This window comes from Nocardia sp. NPDC004415, assembly GCF_053602435.1.
The window spans coordinates 78410-100135 of sequence record NZ_JBSGDP010000007.1 but is presented as its reverse complement, the minus strand read 5'-3'; the positions used below and the strand labels follow the sequence as shown (position 1 = coordinate 100135).

Annotated in this window: 25 protein-coding genes and 1 pseudogene; 12 read left to right on the top strand and 14 right to left on the bottom strand. The window is 68.4% G+C overall.

The window, feature by feature from the left end; translation table 11 throughout:
- Positions 1 to 9 precede the first annotated feature (9 nt).
- The 3 genes from ACWEMY_RS05600 (at position 10) to ACWEMY_RS05590 (ending at position 1830) form a co-directional block, all read left to right on the top strand.
- Positions 10 to 888 carry a helix-turn-helix domain-containing protein gene (locus ACWEMY_RS05600; protein WP_452389018.1) on the top strand — a complete coding sequence of 293 codons (879 nt, stop codon included), beginning with the start codon at positions 10 to 12 and terminating at the stop codon, positions 886 to 888.
- 55 nt (positions 889 to 943) lie between these two features.
- Positions 944 to 1375, top strand: coding sequence for a PPOX class F420-dependent oxidoreductase (locus ACWEMY_RS05595; RefSeq protein WP_452389017.1), 432 nt, complete (start codon positions 944 to 946; stop codon positions 1373 to 1375).
- A 140-nt stretch (positions 1376 to 1515) separates the two neighbouring features.
- The gene (locus ACWEMY_RS05590) at positions 1516 to 1830 is read left to right on the top strand and encodes a nitroreductase/quinone reductase family protein (RefSeq protein ID WP_375935484.1); all 315 of its coding nucleotides are present in this window, start codon (positions 1516 to 1518) and stop codon (positions 1828 to 1830) included.
- Between the two features lie 131 nt (positions 1831 to 1961).
- Here the strand turns inward: ACWEMY_RS05590 and tuf are convergent, their stop codons facing one another.
- The 7 genes from tuf to hppD all read right to left on the bottom strand — a co-directional run bounded on the left by tuf (position 1962) and on the right by hppD (position 8883).
- The gene (tuf, locus tag ACWEMY_RS05585; protein ID WP_375930145.1) at positions 1962 to 3152 is read right to left on the bottom strand and encodes an elongation factor Tu; all 1191 of its coding nucleotides are present in this window, start codon (positions 3150 to 3152) and stop codon (positions 1962 to 1964) included.
- Between the two features lie 114 nt (positions 3153 to 3266).
- The gene (fusA, locus tag ACWEMY_RS05580) at positions 3267 to 5369 is read right to left on the bottom strand and encodes an elongation factor G (protein WP_375930146.1); all 2103 of its coding nucleotides are present in this window, start codon (positions 5367 to 5369) and stop codon (positions 3267 to 3269) included.
- Positions 5370 to 5517: 148 nt separating this feature from the next.
- Positions 5518 to 5988 carry a 30S ribosomal protein S7 gene (gene rpsG, locus ACWEMY_RS05575; RefSeq protein WP_019049358.1) on the bottom strand — a complete coding sequence of 157 codons (471 nt, stop codon included), beginning with the start codon at positions 5986 to 5988 and terminating at the stop codon, positions 5518 to 5520.
- A 1-nt stretch (position 5989) separates the two neighbouring features.
- Positions 5990 to 6364: a 30S ribosomal protein S12 gene (gene rpsL, locus ACWEMY_RS05570; protein WP_019049359.1), complete on the bottom strand. Its 375-nt coding sequence runs from the start codon at positions 6362 to 6364 to the stop codon at positions 5990 to 5992.
- Between the two features lie 269 nt (positions 6365 to 6633).
- Entirely contained in the window at positions 6634 to 7182 is a 549-nt protein-coding gene (locus ACWEMY_RS05565; protein ID WP_452389016.1) for a DUF3558 domain-containing protein, read from the bottom strand.
- Complete coding sequence (locus tag ACWEMY_RS05560; RefSeq protein WP_452389015.1) at positions 7179 to 7706, bottom strand: DUF3558 domain-containing protein; 528 nt, start codon at positions 7704 to 7706, stop codon at positions 7179 to 7181. Before ACWEMY_RS05560 ends, ACWEMY_RS05565 begins: the two co-directional genes overlap by 4 nt.
- Before the next feature lie 31 nt (positions 7707 to 7737).
- Positions 7738 to 8883, bottom strand: a complete 1146-nt coding sequence (gene hppD / locus ACWEMY_RS05555; RefSeq protein ID WP_452389014.1) for a 4-hydroxyphenylpyruvate dioxygenase — start codon at positions 8881 to 8883, stop codon at positions 7738 to 7740.
- A 142-nt stretch (positions 8884 to 9025) separates the two neighbouring features.
- Here hppD and ACWEMY_RS05550 point away from each other — a divergent pair, with 142 nt between their 5' ends.
- A complete protein-coding gene (locus ACWEMY_RS05550; protein ID WP_452389013.1) occupies positions 9026 to 9541 on the top strand; it encodes an Lrp/AsnC family transcriptional regulator in 516 nt (171 codons plus the stop codon).
- A gap of 44 nt (positions 9542 to 9585) precedes the next feature.
- Here ACWEMY_RS05550 and ACWEMY_RS05545 read toward each other — a convergent pair whose 3' ends face one another.
- The 3 genes from ACWEMY_RS05545 to ACWEMY_RS05535 form a co-directional block, all read right to left on the bottom strand.
- On the bottom strand, positions 9586 to 10698 hold the full coding sequence (locus ACWEMY_RS05545; protein WP_452389012.1) for a winged helix DNA-binding domain-containing protein: 1113 nt from the start codon (positions 10696 to 10698) through the stop codon (positions 9586 to 9588).
- 61 nt (positions 10699 to 10759) lie between these two features.
- The gene (locus tag ACWEMY_RS05540; protein ID WP_452389011.1) at positions 10760 to 11734 is read right to left on the bottom strand and encodes an NADPH:quinone oxidoreductase family protein; all 975 of its coding nucleotides are present in this window, start codon (positions 11732 to 11734) and stop codon (positions 10760 to 10762) included.
- A 51-nt stretch (positions 11735 to 11785) separates the two neighbouring features.
- Entirely contained in the window at positions 11786 to 13393 is a 1608-nt protein-coding gene (locus ACWEMY_RS05535; protein WP_452389037.1) for a protein kinase domain-containing protein, read from the bottom strand.
- A 210-nt stretch (positions 13394 to 13603) separates the two neighbouring features.
- Here ACWEMY_RS05535 and ACWEMY_RS05530 point away from each other — a divergent pair, with 210 nt between their 5' ends.
- Positions 13604 to 14374 (top strand): acyl-[acyl-carrier-protein] thioesterase, encoded by a 771-nt coding sequence (locus tag ACWEMY_RS05530; protein WP_452389010.1) that lies wholly within the window; start codon positions 13604 to 13606, stop codon positions 14372 to 14374.
- 120 nt (positions 14375 to 14494) lie between these two features.
- On the opposite strand, the gene ACWEMY_RS05525 is transcribed toward ACWEMY_RS05530, so the two are convergent.
- Positions 14495 to 16162, bottom strand: coding sequence for an FAD-dependent oxidoreductase (locus tag ACWEMY_RS05525; protein ID WP_452389009.1), 1668 nt, complete (start codon positions 16160 to 16162; stop codon positions 14495 to 14497).
- 157 nt (positions 16163 to 16319) lie between these two features.
- Between ACWEMY_RS05525 and ACWEMY_RS05520 the strand changes: the two genes are divergently transcribed.
- Positions 16320 to 16811 (top strand): SixA phosphatase family protein, encoded by a 492-nt coding sequence (locus ACWEMY_RS05520; protein WP_452389008.1) that lies wholly within the window; start codon positions 16320 to 16322, stop codon positions 16809 to 16811.
- A 4-nt stretch (positions 16812 to 16815) separates the two neighbouring features.
- Here the strand turns inward: ACWEMY_RS05520 and ACWEMY_RS05515 are convergent, their stop codons facing one another.
- Positions 16816 to 17016, bottom strand: a complete 201-nt coding sequence (locus ACWEMY_RS05515) for a hypothetical protein (RefSeq protein WP_375930157.1) — start codon at positions 17014 to 17016, stop codon at positions 16816 to 16818.
- 48 nt (positions 17017 to 17064) lie between these two features.
- Here ACWEMY_RS05515 and ACWEMY_RS05510 point away from each other — a divergent pair, with 48 nt between their 5' ends.
- The 6 genes and pseudogenes from ACWEMY_RS05510 (at position 17065) to ACWEMY_RS05485 (ending at position 20835) form a co-directional block, all read left to right on the top strand.
- A complete protein-coding gene (locus ACWEMY_RS05510) occupies positions 17065 to 17433 on the top strand; it encodes a VOC family protein (protein WP_452389007.1) in 369 nt (122 codons plus the stop codon).
- Between the two features lie 88 nt (positions 17434 to 17521).
- On the top strand, positions 17522 to 17986 hold the full coding sequence (locus ACWEMY_RS05505) for a MerR family transcriptional regulator (protein WP_452389006.1): 465 nt from the start codon (positions 17522 to 17524) through the stop codon (positions 17984 to 17986).
- Entirely contained in the window at positions 17983 to 18999 is a 1017-nt protein-coding gene (locus ACWEMY_RS05500; protein ID WP_452389005.1) for an aldo/keto reductase, read from the top strand. Before ACWEMY_RS05505 ends, ACWEMY_RS05500 begins: the two co-directional genes overlap by 4 nt.
- A gap of 46 nt (positions 19000 to 19045) precedes the next feature.
- A pseudogene (locus ACWEMY_RS05495) lies at positions 19046 to 19516 on the top strand (carboxymuconolactone decarboxylase family protein); the annotation flags it as partial.
- A 15-nt stretch (positions 19517 to 19531) separates the two neighbouring features.
- On the top strand, positions 19532 to 19849 hold the full coding sequence (locus tag ACWEMY_RS05490; protein ID WP_375935487.1) for a GNAT family N-acetyltransferase: 318 nt from the start codon (positions 19532 to 19534) through the stop codon (positions 19847 to 19849).
- Positions 19846 to 20835, top strand: a complete 990-nt coding sequence (locus tag ACWEMY_RS05485) for a pirin family protein (RefSeq protein WP_452389004.1) — start codon at positions 19846 to 19848, stop codon at positions 20833 to 20835. Before ACWEMY_RS05490 ends, ACWEMY_RS05485 begins: the two co-directional genes overlap by 4 nt.
- A gap of 36 nt (positions 20836 to 20871) precedes the next feature.
- Here the strand turns inward: ACWEMY_RS05485 and ACWEMY_RS05480 are convergent, their stop codons facing one another.
- Together ACWEMY_RS05480 and ACWEMY_RS05475 are read right to left on the bottom strand one after the other, a co-directional pair.
- On the bottom strand, positions 20872 to 21348 hold the full coding sequence (locus ACWEMY_RS05480; protein WP_452389003.1) for an SRPBCC family protein: 477 nt from the start codon (positions 21346 to 21348) through the stop codon (positions 20872 to 20874).
- Positions 21345 to 21677: an ArsR/SmtB family transcription factor gene (locus tag ACWEMY_RS05475; protein WP_452389002.1), complete on the bottom strand. Its 333-nt coding sequence runs from the start codon at positions 21675 to 21677 to the stop codon at positions 21345 to 21347. Before ACWEMY_RS05475 ends, ACWEMY_RS05480 begins: the two co-directional genes overlap by 4 nt.
- Positions 21678 to 21726: the final 49 nt, after the last annotated feature.

Genomic DNA, 21726 nt, shown 5'->3' with positions numbered 1-21726 from the left:
ATCGGAGAGATGGAACTGGAGAGCCTCGGCACCTTCCTCAAGACCCGCCGCGACCGGATCACCCCCGCGGCGATCGGCCTGCCCACCTACGGCGCCACGCGGCGCGTGCCGGGCCTGCGCCGCGAGGAACTCGCCCAGCTGGCCGGGGTCAGCGCGGGGTACTACACGCGGCTGGAACAGGACCAGGCGGGCACGGCCTCCGGGCAGGTCCTCGATGCCCTCGCCCGGGTGCTGCGGCTCGACGCGGCCGAAGCCGTCCATCTGCGCAATCTCGCCGGCAGGCCGAGTGCGCCGCGCCTGGTGGCGCCGGAGGTGGAGCAGGCCAACCCGCGTGTTCTCGCGCTGCTCGAGGCGCTCGGCGAGACCATGCCCGCGCTGATCCTGGGCCGTCGCGGTGACGTGCTCGCCTGGAACCGCACCGGTCACGCCCTCTTCGCCGAACACCTGGACTTCGACGCCCCGGCCGACCCCGAGCGCCGCCCCTCGATCCCACGCCAGTTCTTCCTCGACCCGCTCACCCGCGACCTGCACCGCAACTGGGCGGAGCTGGCCCGCGTCCACGTGGCCTACCTGCGACTCACCGCGGGCCGCCACCCCACCGACGCGCGCCTGGCCGAGCTGATCGGCGAACTCGCCATGCGCAGCGGTGAATTCGCGAGCCTGTGGGCCGAAGGTGAGGTAGCCGACTGCACCGTCGGCCGGATGCGGTTGCACCACCCGACCGTCGGCGCCGCGGACGTCGACTACCAGGTCTGGCTCCAACCCGACAGCCCCGATCACCGGCTCGAGGTCTACACCCCGTGCGACGCGCGCTCCGCCGACGCGCTGCGGCTGCTCGCCGCCGGTCTCGACACGTCCGAGACATGCTCGCCCGCGATCCGGGCATAAACCGGGGGGCGGCACCGTTCGTCCATGCACGGCCCCGACCAGGAGGAGATGCGCTGTGTCCGAAGAGAAGTTCGATCCGCGGGCGCTGCTCGCCGAGGCCCGGCTCGGTGTGCTAGCGACGATCAAACAGAACGGGCTGCCCCAGTTGTCCCCGGTGACACCGTATTTCGACAGCACGGCCGGGCTGATCTACGTATCGATGACCGAAGGCCGGGCGAAGACGGTGAACCTGCGCCGCGACCCGCGCGCGGCCCTGGAGGTGACCAGCGCCGACGGGTGGGCCTGGGCCACCGCCGAGGGCAGCGTCACGCTGACCGGCCCCGGTACCGACCCGGACGGCCCGGAAGTCCAGGCCCTCGTCGACTACTACCGTGCCGCGGCGGGCGAACACCCGGACTGGACCGAATACCGGGAGGTGATGGTGTCGGATCGCCGGGTCCTGATGACACTCACCGTCGAGCACGTCTACGGCGCCCGGATTCGCTGAGCGCGCGACTGTCTCGGCGCCCGCGAACTCTCAGAGCGCTGCCATGAACGCTCGGTACCGTGACCGGCACGATATCGTTCACCATCAGGCAGGAGAAGCCGTTGAGTCAGCAATCACTGTTGCGCCGCGCCGTCCAGGGAATGAACGCGGGTGTGGTCGCGCTCGCCGAGGCCCCGGTCATCGGCGGTGTCCTCGGAAAAGCCTTCGCTCAGGTCAGCTATGTGGGCCGCCGCTCGGGCCGCACCTTCACCACGCCGGTCAACTACCGCCGCTCGGGCGACGACTACATCATCGGCGTCGCCCTGCCGGACAAGAAGTCCTGGTGGCGCAATTTCCTCGGTGAAGGTGCGCCGATCATCCTGCGCATCAACGGCGTCGAACACACCGGTCACGCCGTCGCCCGCCGCAACGAGCGCGGCCAGGTCAGCGTTCGGGTCCGCCCGACCTCGGACTGACACCCACTCCGCTACGGAAACCGTTGCGGTGCTCAGGGTTCCGGTGCGGTCATTCCGGTATCCATGGAAAACGCCGAACGGCGCCGCTCCCGGAGGAGCGACGCCGTTGCGGTGTCAGTGGGTCTACAGACTCACTTGATGATCTTGGTGACGCGACCGGCACCGACGGTGCGGCCACCCTCACGGATCGCGAAACGCAGGCCCTCGTCCATGGCGACCGGCTGGATCAGCTTGACGGACATCTCGGTGTTGTCACCGGGCATGACCATCTCGGTGCCCTCGGGCAGGGTCACAACGCCCGTCACGTCAGTCGTACGGAAGTAGAACTGCGGACGGTAGTTGTTGAAGAACGGGGTGTGGCGGCCGCCCTCGTCCTTCGACAGGATGTACGCCTGGCCCTCGAACTCGGTGTGCGGGGTGGTGGTGCCCGGCTTCACGACGACCTGGCCACGCTCGACATCTTCGCGCTTGATGCCACGAACCAGCAGACCGACGTTGTCGCCCGCCTGGCCCTGGTCGAGCAGCTTGCGGAACATCTCGATACCGGTGACCGTGGTCTTGGTCTTGTCCGGACGGATGCCGACGATCTCGACTTCCTCGTTCACGTTGACGATGCCGCGCTCGACGCGACCGGTGACGACGGTGCCACGACCGGTGATCGTGAAGACGTCCTCGACCGGCATCAGGAAGGGGAGCTCGGTCTCACGGACCGGGTCCGGGATCGACTCGTCGACGGCGTTCATGAGCTCGACGATGGACTCGGCCCACTTCTCGTCGCCCTCGAGGGCCTTCAGGCCGGAGACGCGCACGACGGGGGCATCCTCGTCGAACTCCTGCGAAGCCAGCAGCTCGCGGACCTCCATCTCGACGAGCTCGAGGATCTCCTCGTCGTCGACCATGTCCGACTTGTTCAGCGCGACCAGGATGTAGGGCACGCCGACCTGACGGGCGAGCAGCACGTGCTCGCGGGTCTGCGGCATCGGGCCGTCGGTGGCGGCCACGACCAGGATCGCGCCGTCCATCTGGGCGGCACCGGTGATCATGTTCTTGATGTAGTCGGCGTGACCCGGGGCGTCGACGTGCGCGTAGTGGCGCTTCTCGGTCTGGTACTCGACGTGGGAGATGTTGATCGTGATACCACGAGCCTTCTCCTCCGGCGCCTTGTCGATCTGGTCGAACGCGAACGCGTCGTTCAGATCCGGGTACTTGTCGGCCAGCACCTTGGTGATGGCAGCCGTCAGCGTGGTCTTGCCATGGTCGACGTGACCGATGGTGCCGATGTTGACGTGGGGCTTCGTCCGCTCGAACTTCGCCTTCGCCACTGTGGTCCTCCTGGACTAGTTAGTGCGTGCTTTTTTGCAGCAGTGCGGTTAATAAGGGGGGTCGTGCTGACGCCCGGTTGCCGGAGCCAAGCGTACTCGGCTCCGGCAAGCGAATTACTCGCCGGTCGCCTTGGCGATGATCTCCTTGGACACGTTGGCCGGAACCTCAGCGTAGGAGTCGAACACCATGGAGTAGTTCGCCCGGCCCTGGGTCTTCGACCGCAGGTCACCGATGTAACCGAACATCTCCGAGAGCGGAACCAGCGCCTTGACGACACGGGCACCACTGCGTTCCTCCATGGCCTGGATCTGGCCACGGCGGGAGTTGAGGTCGCCGATCACATCGCCCATGTAGTCCTCGGGCGTGGTGACCTCGACCGCCATCAGCGGCTCGAGGATCACCGGACCGGCCTTGCGGGCCGCTTCCTTGAGGGCCTGCGAGCCCGCGATCTTGAACGCCATTTCCGAGGAGTCGACGTCGTGGTACGCGCCGTCGAGCAGGATGACCTTCAGGTTCACCAGCGGGTAGCCGGCGAGCACGCCGTACTGCATGGCGTCCTGGGCACCCGCGTCGACCGACGGGATGTACTCACGGGGCACGCGACCGCCGGAGACCTTGTTCTCGAACTCGTAGGTCGCACCGTCTTCGCCGACGAACGGCTCGACCGCGATGATGACCTTCGCGAACTGACCGGAGCCACCCGTCTGCTTCTTGTGGGTGAACTCGAGCTTCTCGACCTTCTTGGTGATGGTCTCGCGGTAGGCCACCTGCGGCTTGCCGACGTTCGCCTCGACCTTGAACTCGCGCTTCATGCGATCCACGAGGATGTCGAGGTGGAGCTCGCCCATGCCGCCGATGACGGTCTGGCCGGTCTCGGCGTCGAGCTTGACCGAGAACGTCGGGTCTTCGCGCGCCAGCTTCTGGATCGCGGTGCCGAGCTTCTCCTGGTCGGACTTGGTCTTGGGCTCGATGGAGACCTCGATGACCGGGTCCGGGAACGTCATCGACTCGAGGACGACCTGGTTCTGCGGGTCCGACAGGGTGTCACCGGTGGTGGTGTCCTTCAGGCCGATCACGGCGTAGATGTGACCCGCCGAGGCCGAGGGAACCGGGTTCTCCTTGTTGGAGTGCATCTGGAACAGCTTGCCCAGACGCTCCTTCTTGCCCTTGGTCGAGTTGACGACCTGGGCACCGGAGTCGACCTTGCCCGAGTACACGCGGACGTAGGTGAGCTCGCCGAAGAACGGGTGCACCGCGATCTTGAACGCCAGCGCCGAGAACGGCTCGTCGGCGCTCGGCTTGCGGGTGACGACCTCGTCTTCCTTGCCGGGCAGGTGACCCTCGACCGACTCGACGTCCAGCGGGGACGGCAGGTAGTCGACGACGGCGTCGAGCATGGGCTGCACGCCCTTGTTCTTGAACGCCGAGCCACACAGCACCGGGTAGAGCTCGGAGCCGATGGTCATCTTGCGGATGGCGCCCTTGATCTCCTCGATCGTGAGCTCCTCACCACCGAAGAACTTCTCCAGCAGCGCCTCGTCCGACTCGGCGACGGTCTCGAGCAGTTCCTGGCGGTACTGCTCGGCCTTCTCCTGCAGGTCGGCCGGGATCTCCTTGACCTCGTACTTCTCGCCCAGCTTGGTCTCGCCGGTCCACACCTTGGCGTTCATCTCGACCAGGTCGACGATGCCCTCGAAGGTGTCCTCCGCGCCGATCGGCAGCTGGATGACCAGCGGCTTGGCACCGAGGCGGTCCTTGATGGTCTGCACGGTGAAGTAGAAGTCCGCGCCGAGCTTGTCCATCTTGTTGACGAAGCAGACACGCGGCACGTCGTACTTGTCGGCCTGACGCCACACCTGCTCGGACTGCGGCTCGACACCTTCCTTGCCGTCGAAGACGGCCACGGCGCCGTCGAGCACACGCAGCGAACGTTCCACCTCGACGGTGAAGTCCACGTGGCCCGGGGTGTCGATGATGTTGATCTGGTGCTGGTTCCAGAAACACGTCACCGCCGCGGAGGTGATCGTGATGCCGCGTTCCTGTTCCTGTTCCATCCAGTCGGTGGTCGACGCGCCGTCGTGCGTCTCACCGATCTTGTAGTTCACACCGGTGTAGAACAGGATGCGTTCGGTAGTGGTGGTCTTGCCCGCATCGATGTGGGCCATGATGCCGATGTTGCGGACCTTGTTCAGGTCGGTGAGCACGTCCTGTGCCACGGAAATCTTCCCCGCTCGTAGCTAGTTGGGATTCTCTGGTACGACCCTGGTTCGGGTCGTCACTATGTCAACGCCGGAAGCGGCACCGAAGTGCCACTCACGACTGTGAGCCTTCCGGCGCCGACACGAGCGACGGGCCGGGCGGCAATCACCAGCGGTAGTGCGCGAAGGCCCGGTTGGACTCGGCCATCTTGTGGGTGTCCTCGCGACGCTTCACCGAAGCGCCGAGGCCGTTGCTGGCATCGAGGAGCTCGTTGGCCAGGCGCTCGACCATGGTCTTCTCGCGACGGGCGCGGGAGTAGCTGACCAGCCAGCGCAGCGCCAGGGTGTTGGCGCGGCCCGGACGGACCTCGACCGGCACCTGGTAGGTGGCGCCACCGACACGGCGGGGCTTGACCTCGAGGGCGGGCTTGACGTTGTCCAGCGCGCGCTTGAGGGTGACGACCGGATCGGTGCCGGTCTTCTCACGCGCCTGCTCGAGGGCACCGTAGACGATGCGCTCTGCGGTGGACTTCTTACCGTCCAGCAGGATCTTGTTGACCAGCTGAGTGACCAGCGGCGACCCGTAGACCGGGTCGTTGATCAGCGGACGCTTGGGTGCGGGGCCCTTGCGTGGCATATCAGCTCTTCTCCTTCTTGGCGCCGTAGCGGCTGCGGGCCTGCTTGCGGTTCTTCACACCCTGGGTGTCCAGCGAGCCACGGATGATCTTGTAGCGGACACCGGGGAGGTCCTTCACACGACCGCCACGAACGAGCACCATCGAGTGCTCCTGCAGGTTGTGGCCCTCGCCGGGGATGTACGCCGTGACCTCGACTGCGCTGGTCAGGCGAACACGCGCGACCTTACGCAGCGCGGAGTTCGGCTTCTTGGGGGTGGTGGTGTACACGCGGGTGCACACGCCACGACGCTGCGGGCTCCCCTTCAGGGCCGCGGTCTTGGTCTTGGAGACCTTGTCGCGACGACCCTTGCGGACCAGCTGGTTGATGGTTGGCATATACCGGCTTTCTGGCTCATCCCCGCCTGCGCAGGGACCCTTTGGTGTTGGTCGACGTTTAACCTGCACGTCCAGCCACGTTTCCTTTGACCCGCGGTCGGGCGTGTCGCGCGCAGGTCAGGGCCCCTTTTCAGGGCACGCTGGAACTTACCGGCCGCTCTCGCTGGCCTACGTTCACGCACGAACTTGCCCGTAGCAATCCGGGCACAGGGATCCACGATACCCGCGTGCCCGAATCCGGGTCAAAGCGGGGTGCGCCATCCGGGCTGCTACCGGGCCAGATCCAAGGTCAGCTCGACCAATTTCTGCGCCCCGGCACACGGATCGGGGTGCGCCGAGCCCGGCCGGTAGTTGATCCACCAGCCGACCACGCCGACATCGGCGGCCGGCGCGGTGACACCGCAGGAGTCGTTGTCGTTCGGTCTGCGCACCTGCAGGGCCCTGCGGCCCTGGACGGTGATGTCGCCGGTGAGGTAGCCCAGTTTGTCGTTGGTGGTCTTCTCGTTGTTCAGCGTACCCATCTCGTACCAGTTCAGGGTGGCCATGGCCTCGCCGCCGGGGGCGTCGGCGATCGACCACATGCAGACCGCGCCGCTGAAGGCGGGCGAAACGCTCTTGGCGTCGCCGACGATCACGCCGATCTTGTCCTTGGCCACGACTTCGCATTCGCGCAGCAGCTTGTCGAAGTCGGTGTTGATGGATTCGCCGCCACCACCGCTGCCCACCGGTTGGGCGTTGCCCTCGACCTTGTTGCCACAGCCGGTCAGCGCGACCGCGCACAGCAGCGCGACCGCGGTCAGCGCGCGCCGGGCGCTCACCCCAGCCGTCCCACGGTCAGCTCGGCCAGTTTCCTGGCCTTGTCGCACGGGTTGCCGCCGACCGCGAAGACGCCGTTGTTGGTCGACCATTCGAAGAAGTCGTCGTCGAGCTGGATCGCCAGGTCGCAGATGTCACCCTCGGGCGAGAGCGCCTGGAAGCCGGGGCGGCCGCCGACATCGATCGTCTCCGGCGGGCGCCCCACGTTGGAGACCCACGCCTTCTCGCGGTCGATCGGGCTGCCCCGATAGGAGGCGAAGGTCACACTGGGACCGGCGATTCCGGAGCCCTGGTAACTGCATCCGGTGGCGTTCTTGAACACCTGCGAGATGGTGCCGAGGCCGGCCAGGTCGCGCACCTCGGCGTCGGTGACGTGACCGCACTCGCCGACGAACGGGCCGAGCGAGGCCACCTTCGGTGGTGGTCGCATCGAGCCGGTCGGCGCATCGGAGTCGCCCCCCGATCCGCACGACGTCAGCACGACAGCCAGGGCCATGCCGGTGATGATCGCCGAGGGGATCCGCATGCCATGAACTGTAGTGGCTGCCGGGCGGCACTCACAGATTGCCGCGGGCCTCCTGTTCGCGTTCGATGGCCTGGAACAGCGCCTTGAAATTGCCCTTTCCGAAGCCGAGTGAGCCGTGCCGCTCGATGAGTTCGAAGAAGACGGTGGGGCGGTCGCCGAGGGGGCGGGTGAAGATCTGCAGCAGGTAGCCGTCCTCGTCGCGGTCGACCAGGATGCCCCGGCGCTGCAACTGTTCGACCGGTACCCGCACGTGCCCGATGCGGGCGCGCAGTTCCGGGTCCTCGTAGTAGGTGTCCGGGGTGGCCAGGAACTCCACGCCCTCCGCGCGCAGGGCGTCGACGGTGGCGAGGATGTCGGCGGTGGCCAGCGCGATGTGCTGCACGCCGGGCCCGCGATAGAACTCCAGGTATTCGTCGATCTGGGAACGCTTGCGGCCCACCGCCGGTTCGTTGAGCGGGAACTTGACGCGATGGTTGCCGTTGGCGACGACCTTGCTCATCAGCGCCGAGTACTCGGTGGCGATGTCGTCGCCGACGAATTCGGCCATGTTCGTGAATCCCATGACACCGCGGTAGAACTCGACCCAGCGGTCCATCATGCCGAGTTCCACATTGCCGACCACGTGGTCGATGGCCTGGAAGAGCCGGTGCGTGCGCGGGGCGCGGGTGGAGGTGCGGCTGATGTAGCCGGGCAGATACGGCCCGGAGTAGCCGGACCGGTCGATCAGGGTGTGGCGGGTCTCGCCGTAGGTGGCCAGCGCGGCCGAGCGGACGGTGCCGAATTCGTCGCTCTCGTCGTGCGGTTCGACCAGGATCGTGGCGCCGTGCGCGCGCGCCCAGTCGATGCAGCGGTCGACATCGGGGACCTCGAGGGCGATGTCGACCACGCCGTCGCCGTGCCGGTCGTGATGGGCCACCAGCGGGCTGTCCGGGTCGACAGCGCCGGTGATGACGAACCGCGCTCCCCCGCTGCGCAGCACGAACGCCTTGTGGTCGCGGTTGCCGGTCTCCGGCCCCGAATAGGCCTCCAGCCGCATGCCGAAGGCGGATTGCAGGAAGTGCGCGCTCTGGGTCGCGTTGCCCACCACCCAGACCAGCGCGTCCCACCCGATCACCGGAAACGGATCGACACTGTCGTCGTGCTCGATCAGCCCGACGAGCTGCTGCTCAATGGTCATGACCAAGGAGAACTCGACCGCCCGCACCTGGGCAACAACATCACCTGAGTCTGGACATGCTGACACGAGAAGCCACCGAACCGGCACCGATGGTGGACAATTTGAATAGCACCCGATCGCGCCGGAGCACGGAGGTCAGCCGATGCGCACGCCAGCGAAACTGGACGAACTCGATCTCGCGATCCTCGACGCGATGCACCGGTACCAGAAGGCCGGAATCCTGGAACTGTCCCGCCGGACCAAGGTCGCGCGGGCGACGGTGCAGGCGCGGATCAACCGGATGGAGGAGTCCGGCGTGATCGCCTCCTACGATCCGCAGCTCGATGTCACTGCGGCCGGGTTCGATGTGCAGGCCTTCGTCACCCTGGAGATCGCGCAGGGCGCGCTGGACGCGGTGAGCGCAGAGCTGGCCGCGATCCCGGGTGTGCTGGAGGCCTATGCCACCACCGGCTCCGGTGACGTGCTGTGCCGCATCGGCGCGGACTCGCACGCCGGATTGCAGGCGGTGCTGCTCAGTATCGATCGCACGGGGTCGGTGGTGCGCTCGCACAGCGTGATCGTGCTGTCGACGGTGGTGGCCCGGCGGACCATGCCGCTGCTGCGCACGCTGACCCCCACCGGCACGGCCAAGGCACCCGCCTATCGCGAACAGCGCTGAGCGGTATTCACACCGGACCACCGACGCGGTCAAGCCTCACGTGGTCAGGGGCGCAGGTCGGCACCTGGCGCGAGGATCTCGACGTGGGGCTCGGACTCCGATTCCAGGAAGGCCAGCAGCGCAGCCGCTTCGGACTCCACCTGTGCCGCTTCGTCTTTCGTCCAGTTCCGGGTCGGGCTGATCCGCAGCCGGGCGACACCGGACTTCACGAAGACCTTGTACAGACCCGCCATGAACCCGTCGACGAGCACCGGCGAGACCATGGTGCTCGCCGCGCGCGGCGGGGACACCTCCGGCTCGGGGACCACCCGCGCGCGGTCCTGATGCGAGAGCAGGGCGTTGTCGTACCAGCCGAGCAGGCGCACCGGCGCGGGCAGGTCCGGGTCGGCGAGCTCGAGGTCGGCGGCGTCGTAGAGGGTGCGGCCGCGGTCGTCGGTGTAGGTGCGGACGCGCTCGCCCAGTTCGGCCACGGCCTTCTTCATGGCGGGCAGACGCGACCAGGTCTGCATGTCCATGGTGGTGGCCGGGCCGAAGGCGCGCAGGTAGCGCAGGATCAGCTCGGCGACCGGGTAGTCCGGGTCGAGGGGGACGCCGAGCCACGGCTGTACCCGTGACCAGACCGGCCTGCTGTTGTCACGCCAGCGCCCGCGCGGCGGGGTCTGCAGGACGGGTAACTGATACAGCCAGGTCTGCACCACCACGCCGGGGTCCCGGTCGGGATAGCGGCGGGCGGCCTCGGCGCGCAGGTCGGCCACCGGCATCGGCTCGTCACCGAGGACCTGTTCACCGTGGGCGCGCAGCTCGTCGAAGTCCAGGCCAACCATCGCGCCGTAGTTGAAACCCTTGCGCTGCGGCACCTTCTCCAGTTCCGGCTGGATGAGCGGGGCGATCCGCACGGCGTCGGCGGGCGTCACCAGGTGGATCGTGCCGCGCATCAAGGTGATCCGCACCAGCGACCGGTCGTCGAGGGCCGACGACACCGTCGCCGGATCGAAATCGGCTGTCCGGCTCCACAATCCGATGAACGGCGGCGGCACGTCCTGAGCCTGCAACCCGACCAGGTGTTCGCACATCCGCGCGGTGCTCAGGGGCGAGCGCTCCAGCAGGTGCTGGCGGGCGAGCAGGGTGCGGTTGAGCACCCGATTCGACAGCGGCATGCGACTCCCCTTCGACGACGCGGCGACGAGCGCGACGCTACCGCCCACCACCGACAAGGACTCAGCGCAGCCGCACGACCACCTTGCCGGTCGCGGTCCGCTCGTCCAGCGCCGCGACGGCTTCGGCGGTCTTGTCCAGCGGGTACAGCACCGGCTCGGGCGCCGGGATCGCTCCCGAGGCGAGCAGCGGTTCCACCTCGGCCCACTGTTCGGCCAGGTAGGTGGGGTGGCTCATCACCCATTCGCCCCACGCCGCGCCGACGACCTCGACATTCTTGAGCAGCAGCCGGTTCACCTTCACCGTCGGGATCTCGCCCGCGGTGAAGCCGACCACCAGCAGTCTGCCGCCACCGGCCAGCGACCGGACGCTGTCGGTGAAGCGGTCGCCGCCGACCGGGTCGAGCACGATGTCGACCCCGCGCCCGTCGGTGAGTTCCTTCACCGCGGCCAGCCAGCCCTCGGCCAGCACCACATCGGTGGCACCGTTGGCCTTGGCCACCTGGGCCTTGGACTCGGTGCTCACCACCGCGATCACCCGGCCCGCGCCCAGCGCCTTGGCCATGCGCAGGGTGGAGGTGCCGATGCCACCAGCCGCGCCGTGCACCAGCACGGTCTCGCCGGGGGCCAGCCTGCCGCGCTTGGTCAGGCAGAAGTGCACGGTCAGATCGTTGAACAGAATGCCTGCACCGGCTTCGAGCGAGACATTGTCCGGCAGCTTGAACACCGCGTTGCCGGGCGCGACGGCCACCTCGGCCACCGCGTTGCCGAGCATGGTCAGCGCGGCGACCCGGTCACCGGCGACCAGCCCGGACTCCGCGGGCGCTTCGCGCACCACTCCGGCCACCTCGCCACCGACGACGAAGGGCAGGCCCGGCTTCATCTGGTAGAGGCCGCGGGTCATCAGCACATCGGGGAAGGCGATACCGGCCGCGTGCACGTCGATCAGGACACCACCGGGGTAGGCCACGGGTTCGGGCAGATCGACGATCTCGATCGCCGACGGACCCTCCAGCCGGCCGACCTGTGCTGCACGCATAGCGAAACCTCTCTGTTGACTTGCTCTCGCCGAACCTATCCCGGCCGTGGGTCAGCGATGGGCGAATTCCAGCATCGTCTCGCTGACCAGCTCCTGACCGTCCTTGGTGATGGTGAGACCGCCCGGGGTCAGGTGGTACTGCGTGCCGTCGACCGGGTTGGTCGCGGTGAAACCGCCACCGCCGGTCGGCAGCGGGTCGTCGAGTTCGATGCCGAGACCGTCGCTGGCCCTGGCGCCCTTGTAGTAGTACCGGTTGTCGCCGGTGTGGCAGATGACCACCCGCGACCCGCTGGTACGCGCGATCGTCATCGCGGCGTCGTTGTCGTTGCAGCGCGGCCCGCCGGTGCGGAAACCCTGGCCGTCGGCGCCGGTCACGCTCGACTGCAACGGCGGCACCGTGGTGACGGCCGGGGTGGGCGGCGGCTGGGTGATCTCGGTGGTCGGCGCGGTCTGGTCGTCGCCCACGTCGGTGGGCTGCACGACCGACGGGGGTCCCGGGGGCGGATCGGCGACGGTGCCGGTGTCGTCACCGAGGCTGAGCATCACCCACACGGCCGCGCCCACCGCCGCGACCACGATCAGCGCGCCGAGGGCACCGGCCAGGATCGGGGTCGAGGAGTTGCGTTGCGGCGGGAGCGGCAGCGGCGCGGAGGGATGGGTGTAGCCGCCCGCGCGGGTGCCCTGTGGACCGGTGGTGCGGTAACCGGGCGGCGGAGTCCACTGGGCGGGCGGGACCGCCGGATCGACCACCACCTGCGGACCCGACACGGTGGGCGGCGGCGGGCCCGGGTCGACCGGGCGCGCGCCGGTGACCGGACCGGACGTCGTGACCGCCGCGATCTGCGGGCCGGGCGCGGTACTCGGCGCCGCCCGCTCGGCCTGCACGAGCGCGGCGCGGGCGGCCCTGGCCAGGTCACCGGTGGTGCGGAAACGCTGCTGCGGGCGCTTGGCCATGCCGCGATCGATCACCGCGTCGAAGAACGACAGCCCGGGGTCGACCGCGCTGGGCCGCGGCGGCGGCGCCATCTGATGCGAGCCGATCGCGCCCGCGAGGCTGTTCACCGGGTAGGGCACCCGGCCGACCAGGCATTCGTAGAGCACGCAGGTGAGCGCGTAGGTGTCCACCGCGGCGGTGAGCGGGGCGTCCTCGAAACGTTCGGGGGCCATGTAGGCCATCGAGCCGACCGCGCTACCGGTGCTGGTGAGCTGCGGGTCGGAGTCGGCGTGCGCGATGCCGAAGTCGACCAGGTAGGCGAACATGCCGCCGGTGAGCAGGATATTGGCCGGTTTCACATCGCGGTGGATCAGGCCGATCTCGTGCGCGGCGTCGAGCGCGGCGGCGATCTGCTCCACCACCTGGACCGATTCGCCGGGCGTGAGCCTGCCGTGGCGTTGCAGGCGATCCTTGAGATCGGTGCCCTTGACCAGGCGCATGTCGATGTAGAGGACACCGTCGACCTCGCCCCAGTCGTGCACCGGGATGACGTGCGGCTCCTGCACACTGGCCATCGCGTGCGACTCACGGCGGAAACGCTGCACATAGACCGGGTCCCCGGCCAGCTCACGATTGAGCACCTTCACGGCGACAGTGCGATTCTTGGAGGTGTCGTAGGCCTCGTAGACCTCCCCCATACCGCCGACTCCGAGGAGCCTTCGCATTTCATAGCGCCCGAACATCGAGCCCGCCATCGCCCCGCCGGCCATCCCAGCAGGCTACCCGGCGGCGGACGGCTCTGTCATGTACGACGAGCGCGACCCGGTACCACTTCACCCGGCTCCGCGTGAGGGTGTGATCTGCGCCCCGTAAAGTCGTGTGCAGAACTACGCAAGAAGTCGCGGCGCACCCGGTGAGCCGTGCAAGGAGCACACGTGTCACTCGATCGGCCACTGGCCCCGCTTCCCCAGGAGGGCATGGGTTTCGCCGCGGCGTGGCCCGTCCGGGCCGCCGATGTGGATCCCTATCACCGGCTGCGCTTCGACGCCGTGGCGCGCTACCTGTCCGATATCGCCTGGGACGAACTGCACCGGACCGAACTGCACCTCACCGACCCCACCTGGATCGTGCGCCGCACCGTCATCGACGTGGTGCGCCCGGTCGTCTGGCCCGACCAGGTGCACCTGACCCGCTGGTGCTCGAGCATGTCCACCCGGTGGACGAACATGCGCACCCGCATCACCAGCGACGGCGGCGGGCTGATCGAGACCGAGGGTTTCTGGATCAACCTCAGCGAGTCGAGCAACCTGCCCTCCCGGATCAGCGACGAGGGCCTGGCCTATCTGGCGCGTTCCACCGACGAGCACCGGCTGCGCTGGCGGCCCTATCTCACCGATCCGGCGCCGCGCGAATCCGACGCCGATCTGCCGTTCCCGATCCGCGCCACCGACATCGACCAGTACAACCACGTCAACAACGCCTGCTACTGGCAGGCGGTCGAGCAGTACCTGGTCGACTATCCGAAGCTCGTCGCCGGGCCGCACCGCGCCGTCATCGAGTACGTGGCGCCGGTGCTGGCGCGCGAGCACATCACCGTGCGCGCGCGCTACGAACCCGGCGACGCGGGCGGGCGCCTGACGCTGCGGTTGTGGTTCGTGGTCGGCGGCATCACCACCACGGTGGTCCGCGTCATGCCACTGCCGTGACATTTGCGGCTGGCGCCGCGGGTTCCCGGCCTGTTCCCTTGATCTTCCCTCCCGCCGGGTACTCCTTCGTCGCACCCTCTGGTCAGTCCAGATCAAGGCGGCCGAGAACCGCCGTGGCGGCTAGCCTTTGGCGGCCTTCAGCAGGTCCGCCCTGGTGGTGAACTTGACCCGTGGCCTGCCCGCTGCCTTGCCCGCCGACTTCTCGGCCTGGTCGATGGTCTTCCAGCCCTTGCGGTCGACCAGATCCGGCTGACGTTGCGCGAGCAGGGCCTGCAGCGCGGCCCGGTCGCCGGTGGGCGCGGTGAGCTTGCCCGCGATGAAATCGCTGATCAGCGCCTCCACCGTCTCCTCAGCGTCGAGCCGGTTGGAGCCGATGACGCCGCGCGGCCCGCGCTTGATCCAGCCCGAGACGTACACGCCCGGAACCGGTTCGGTGGCCTCGATGACCCGGCCGTGCTCGCTGGGCACCGTGCCACGGCGCTCGTCGAAGGGCAGTCCGGCGACCGGCACCCCGCGATACCCGATGGCACGCAGCACCAGACCGGTCTCGAGGGTCTCGGTGCGGTCGGTGGCGGTGGCCACCAATTGCCCGTTCTCCTCGGTCAATTCGTTGTGCGCGAACTCCAGCGCGGTGGCGTGCTCGTCGCCGTGCACCGCGGTCGGGGTGGCCAGGTAGCGGAAGACGATGCGCTTGTGCGCCGGGTCGGCGGTGAGCTGCGAGTACTCCTGGGCCAGCTGGTATTTCAGGCGCAGCGAGGGTTCGATGTTCGCATCGTCGAGCAGTGCCTGGCTGTGCGGGTCGAGGGTGAGCTCGGCCGGGTCGACGATCACGTCGACATCCTTCATGTGCGTGAGCGCCAGGAACTCCGGCGAGCTGTAGGCCGCCTGCAGCGGGCCGCGCCTGCCGAGGATCACCACCTCGCGGATATTGCTGCGGCGCAAGGCGTCCAGCGCGTGGTCGGCGATGTCGGTCTTGGCCAGCTCGTCGGGATGGGCGGTGAGCACGCGGGCCACGTCCAGGGCGACATTGCCGTTGCCCACGATTACCGCGCGTTCGCCGGACAGGTCGAACTCGCGCTCGGCGAAGTCGGGATGGCCGTTGTACCAGGCGACGAACTCGGTGGCCGAGTGGCTGCCGGGCAGGTCCTCGCCCGGCACACCGAGGCGGCGGTCGCTGGAGGCGCCGACGGCGTAGATCACCGCGTGGTGGTGCGCGAGCAGTTCCTGGTGGTCGATGTGCTGCCCGATCTCGACATTCAGGTAGTACTGCAGGGTGTCGCGCCGGAAGGCGGAGTCGAACATGTTCGCCACGCCCTTGGTGCCGGAGTGGTCGGGCGCGACACCGGCCCGGATCAGGCCCCACGGTGTCGGCAGCCGGTCGAACATCTCGACCTCGACATCGCTGCGGCGCAGCAGTTCGTCGGCCGCGTAGCAGGCCGCCGGACCCGCGCCGACGATCGCGACGCGCAGCGTGCCCAGGTCCTTGGGCGGGCGCACCGGGGTGCTCAGCGGATCGAAGTTCGACTCGAGCGGGTGACGCTGGAACCAGGCGGCGTTGATCTCGCGGTATCTGGCCAGCGAGGCGAGCAGGTCGTCCTCGGAGAAGATGGCGTCCACCGGGCAGGCGTCGACACAGGCGCCGCAGTCGATACAGGTGTCGGGGTCGATGTGCAGCATCTCCGCGGTCGCGAACTCCGGCTGATCGGGAGTCGGGCGAATGCAGTCGACCGGGCACTCGGTGACGCAGCTGGCGTCGTTGCAACAACGCTGCGTGATGACGTAGGCCATGGGTGCAGATCCTCGAAATATGTGGTCGGTGGCTCGAGGCGACATCGCAGGACGTCCGCGGCGGGGTATGCCATGGGCGCATCAACGGTGACGCAGCTTTCAGTGTGCCTCGAGTGTGACACCGACCTCACCTGTGGTCCGGATTACGGTGGTCCCCATGGCGGTGACTCTGATCCTCATGCGGCACGGCAAATCGGCCTATCCCGACGGCGTCGACGATCACGACCGTCCGCTGGCACCGCGCGGGCAGCGCGAGGCGGCACTGGCCGGTGACTGGCTGCGCGCGACCCAGCCCCCGATCGACGCGGTGCGCTGCTCGACCGCGACGCGCACCCGCCAGACCCTCGCGGCCACCGGAATCGATGCGCCGGTCGAGTACACCGACGACATCTACGAGGCGAATCCGCACACGCTGATCGAGCTCGTCCAGCTCACCGACGACGCGATATCCACGCTGCTCGTCGTCGGCCATGTCCCCGGAATTCCCTGGACCGCCTGGGAACTGGCCCACAACCGGGACTCCGACCAGGCCACCGAACTGAGCCGCAAATTCCCCACCTCGGCCCTGGCCGTGCTCGAATTCGACCGGCCCTGGGCACGGATCGACCCGGGATCGGGCGAACTGACGTTCTTCCACATCCCCCGCTAGGCGGCTACTTCAGCAGCTTGCCGCCCACCACGACGCCGACGCCGAGCAGCACCAGCAGGACGAAGGCCACGAAGCCGTTCGTCAGCCACCAGACCACGCCGAGTACCAGCACCACCGGAGCCACCGCGATCGCGGTGATCACGGGGCTCTCCTTGACCGTTTCCCACGCCGAACGGGCCCGGATCCGGTCGATGTCCTTAGCCATGTGATCCAGACTACGTTTCTGTCGGTGGTCGGTGCCATGCTCGTGGCCATGGATTGGAAAATCGAACTCGTTGCCATCCCGGTCACCGATGTCGATCGGGCCAAGGACTTCTACACCAGCATCGGCTTCAACGCCGATCACGACCACACGCCGAGCCCGGACATCCGGTTCGTCCAGCTCACCCCGCCGGGCTCGGGATGCTCGATCTGTATCGGCCGCGGGCTCACCGAGGCCGCGCCCGGCAGCGTCGAGGGCATGCAGATCGTGGTGGCCGACGCCGACACGGCCTACGAGCAGCTCGTGGCCGCGGGCGTCGAGGCCACCCCGGTCCAGGACCTGCCCTGGGGCCGGTTCACCTTCTTCGCCGATCCCGACGGCAACCGGTGGGCCATCCAGGAGCTGCCGAAGTACAACTGAATTCGCTCGTCCCGTGAGGATTAGTCTTGCTTGGAGTGCACTCCAGGTGGATAGCGTCGACCTGGTTCCACGAGAAGGGACGAGCACGATGGATCCGGACGCGACCGCACGGGCCGAGGGCACCGACGAACAGCGCGAACGCCCGCGCTATTCGATCGGCGAGGTGGCCGAACGCTCGGGACTGAGCCGCGACACGCTGCGCTGGTACGAGAAGATCGGCCTGATGGGCTACATCGGCCGCGACCACACCGGCAACCGGCGCTTCAGCGATCGCGACCTGGAGTGGCTGGCGCTGATCACCCGGCTGCGCCTGACCGGCATGCCGGTGGCCGACATGATCCGCTACGCCGAACTGGTGCGGGCCGGTGAGCAGACCTTCCCGCAGCGGCTGGCCATGTTCCAGCAGACCAGGTCCGACGTGCTCGACAAGATCGCGGAACTCCAGCAGACCGTGGCCGTGCTCGACTACAAGATCGCGCTCTACCAGGGCCGATCCGAGGTCGAGCAGCCGGCCGCGCTCACCGCGTACACGAGCGAAGGAACCGATGTATGAGCACCACCGCGACACTGCCCACCATCACCCTCGGCACCGACGGCCCGCTGGTCGGCGCGCAGGGCCTCGGCTGCATGGGCATCAGCGAGTTCTACGGTGACACCGACGCGGCCGAATCCCGCGCCACCCTCGACCGCGCGCTCGAACTCGGCGTCACCCTGTTCGACACCGCCGACATCTACGGTTCGGGCCACAACGAGGAGTTCCTCGCCGATTTCGTCCGGGCCAACCGGTCGGATCTGGTGATCGCCACCAAGTTCGGCATCGTCCGCAAGGCCGACGACCCGTCGTACCGTGGCTTCGACAACTCCCCCGGCTACATCCGCACCGCCGTCGAGGCCAGCCTGCGCAGGCTCGGCGTCGACACCATCGACCTGTACTACGTGCACCGCCGCGATCCTCGGGTGCCGATCGAGGAGACGGTCGGCACGCTGGCCGAACTGGTCGCGGCGGGCAAGGTCAAGGCGCTGGGCCTGTCCGAGGTGACCGGTGACGAACTGCGCGCCGCGCACGCGGTGCACCCGATCGCGGCCGTGCAGTCGGAGTGGTCGCTGTTCTCCCGCGACGTGGAGCGCACCGCGGTGCCCGCCGCCGTGGAACTGGGCGTGGCCTTCGTGCCGTACTCGCCGCTGGGCCGCGGCTTCCTCACCGGCTCGTTCCGTTCGGCGAAAGACCTGGGCGACAACGATTTCCGCCGCTCCCAGCCGCGGTTCACCGGTGACAACGCCGAGCGCAACGCCGAACTGCTCGCGCCGCTGGCCGAGATCGCCACGGCCCACGGGATCACCCGGGCCCAGGCCGCGCTGGCCTGGGTGCACGCGCGCGCCGAGGTGCACGGCCTGCCCGTGGTGCCGATCCCGGGCACCCGCAAGCGCGCCAGGTTGGCCGAGAACGTCGCCGCGGCGACGGTGCGGCTCACCGCCGGGGAACTCGCGACACTCGAGCCGATCGCCGCGCAGGTGGCGGGCGAACGGTACGCGGACATGTCCTTCACCTCCGCGGGCCGCGAGTAGGCCTGCCGCGCCGCGGTCCGGGCGGACCGCGGCGCACCGGGCTAGCATCGCGGAGGTGACCGAAGGCCAGCAACGCGTATGGATCGACAAGCAGCATCCGGCCGTCTACAAGGCCATGAGCGCCACGGCGGCCGAGATCAGAGCCGCCGCCGCGGCCGCGGGGATCGACCGGCGGCTGGTGGAGCTGATCAATCTGCGCGTCTCGCAGATCAACGGCTGCCCGTACTGCCTCGACGTGCACGAACACGCCGGGCTGGGCGCGGGCCTGAGCGCCCAGGAGATCGCGGTGCTGCCCGCGTGGCGGCGCGGCGGCACCTATTCCGAGGCCGACCGGGCCGCGCTCGGCCTGGCCGAGGCGGTCACCACGCTGCCGGAGGAGGAGCGCACCGATCGGGAATACGCGATCGCGCGCGAGCATTGGTCCGAAGAACAGATCTCGGTGATCATCTGGATCGCCGTCGCCATCGGCGCGTTCAACCGCGTGTCGATCCTCAGCGCGCACCCCGTTCCGGTGCGGAAGGAGCGTAAGAAGATGACCGAGGCCAAGCCCGAATCCGAACGCCGCGTCGTGCGCAACGAGGAGAAGAACCGCTACGACGTGTTCCTCGACGGCGAGCTCGCCGGCTTCGCCGAATACGTCGAGCGCGGCGACGACACCGATTTCGTGCACACCGAGATCGACGGCGCGTTCTCGGGCAAAGGTCTGGGCGGGGTACTGGCTCGCCTGGCCATCGAGGACGTGATCGCGCGCGGGCGCACCATCACCGCGCACTGCCCGTTCATCCGCGGCTACCTCGACAAGCACCCCGAATACGACGCGCACGTGGTGGGCAAGGGCATCCCGAAGTGAGCGATCTGGAGGCCGATCCCACCGAGGCGCTGTGCGAACCCTCGCCCAGCCCTGGACCGATCTCCGAGCTGTATCCGGCCAGGGAGGTGCCGCTGGGCGGCGTGCGCGGCGTGTATGTGGAACGCACGCTGCCGCAACGGGATCTGCCGACGGTCGGCGCCTGGTGTTTCCTGGACCGGTTCGGTTCGCCGACCGTCACCACCACCGGCGCCTCCCCCGATATCCTGCCGCACCCGCACATCGGCCTGCAGACGGTGACCTGGCCGTTCGACGGCCGCATCCGGCACCGGGATTCGGTGGGCTCCGATGTCGAGATCGAACCCGGCCAGCTGAATCTGATGACCTCCGGTCGCGGTATCGCGCATTCGGAGTTCGGGGTGCCGGGAGCGGCGGCCGGCAACGGCCTGCAACTGTGGATCGCGCTGCCCGACAGTGCGCGCGAGGGCGACCCGCATTTCGAGCAGCATCGCGAACTGCCGGTCTACGAGCAACCGGGCCTGCGGGCCACGGTGCTGATCGGCGCGCTCGGTGGGGTGGTCTCGCCCGCGCGGGCCTACACGCCGATCCTCGGCGCCGACATCGTGCTCGACGCCCGCGCGCGGGTGCGGTTGCCGCTAGAGCGCGCCTTCGAGCACGCGGTGCTGGTGATCGGCGGAACCGTCGAGGTCGACGGGGTCGAGCTGAGCGCCGGACCGCTGCTGTACCTGGGCACCGACCGCGCCGAGCTGACGCTCACCAGCACCGAGGGCGCGCATGTCGCGCTGCTCGGCGGCGAGCCGTTCGGCGAGGAACTGGTGATGTGGTGGAACTTCGTCGCCCGCACGCACGAGGAGATCCTCGCCGCGCGCCAGGCGTGGGAAGCCCGTGACACCAGCCGTTTCCCGACGGTTGTCGGCCACGACCCGGACGAGCGGATTCCCGCACCGCCGCTGCCGCCGCTGCGGCTGAAGCCACGCAAACGCGCCACCGGCTGCACGCACCGCTGATCCGGCGCCGCCGTGGCGCCACACCGGGCGCGGGGCTCAGCCCTGGGCGAGCAGGGCGTCCAGCGCGCGGTAGCTGTCGTTGAGGCCGGTCTCCATGCCCGACTCGACCATGCCCGCGCACTCCTCGGCGGTGTGGAAGATGCTGTCGGTGACCACCTTGGTGCGCCCGTTGCCCAGGTCGACGAAGGTGGTCGAGTCGATCGAGATGTGGGCGGGCATGCCGTCCCATTCGAAGGACTGCACGATGCGCTGCTTCGGGGTGATCTCCCGGAAGCGGCCCTCGAAGCCGTAGGCCTGGTCTCCCTCGTGTTCGACGAAGCGCCAGTGGCCGCCCTTGCGGAACTCCCAGCGCTCCACATCGAGTTCGTGGCCGCGCCCCCACCAGCGCGAGACCTGCTCGATACGGCTGTAGGCGGCCCAGACCCGGTCCAGTGGGGCGTCGAATTCGCGTTCGATGTGCAGTTCGCGGTCCGAGGTGGAGGTGATGACCGCGTCCTTGGTGTCGGTACTCATTGCTCTGGCTCCGTTCGTTGCAGGAATTCGCCGAGACGGTCCATCCGGGCTTCGAGCATCTGCCGATAACCCTGCATCCAGGCCACCTCCCGATCGAAGACGTGCTCGCCGATGCGGCAGTACCGCACCCGGCCACGCTTCTCGGTGACCACCATCCCCGCCGCCTCCAGCAGCCCGATGTGCTTCTTGATGCCGGTCAAGGTCATCTGGAAGCACTCGGCCAGCTCGCTGATACTGGCGGGCCCACGCCCGAGCCGCTCGAGGATGCCCCGACGGGTGGGGTCCGCGAGCGCCCCGAACGAGGCATCGAGGAAGTCATACTGAACCATCTAGTTCAGTATTGCGCGGTGCGGTGAGCGCGTCAAGGATCGATCCGGC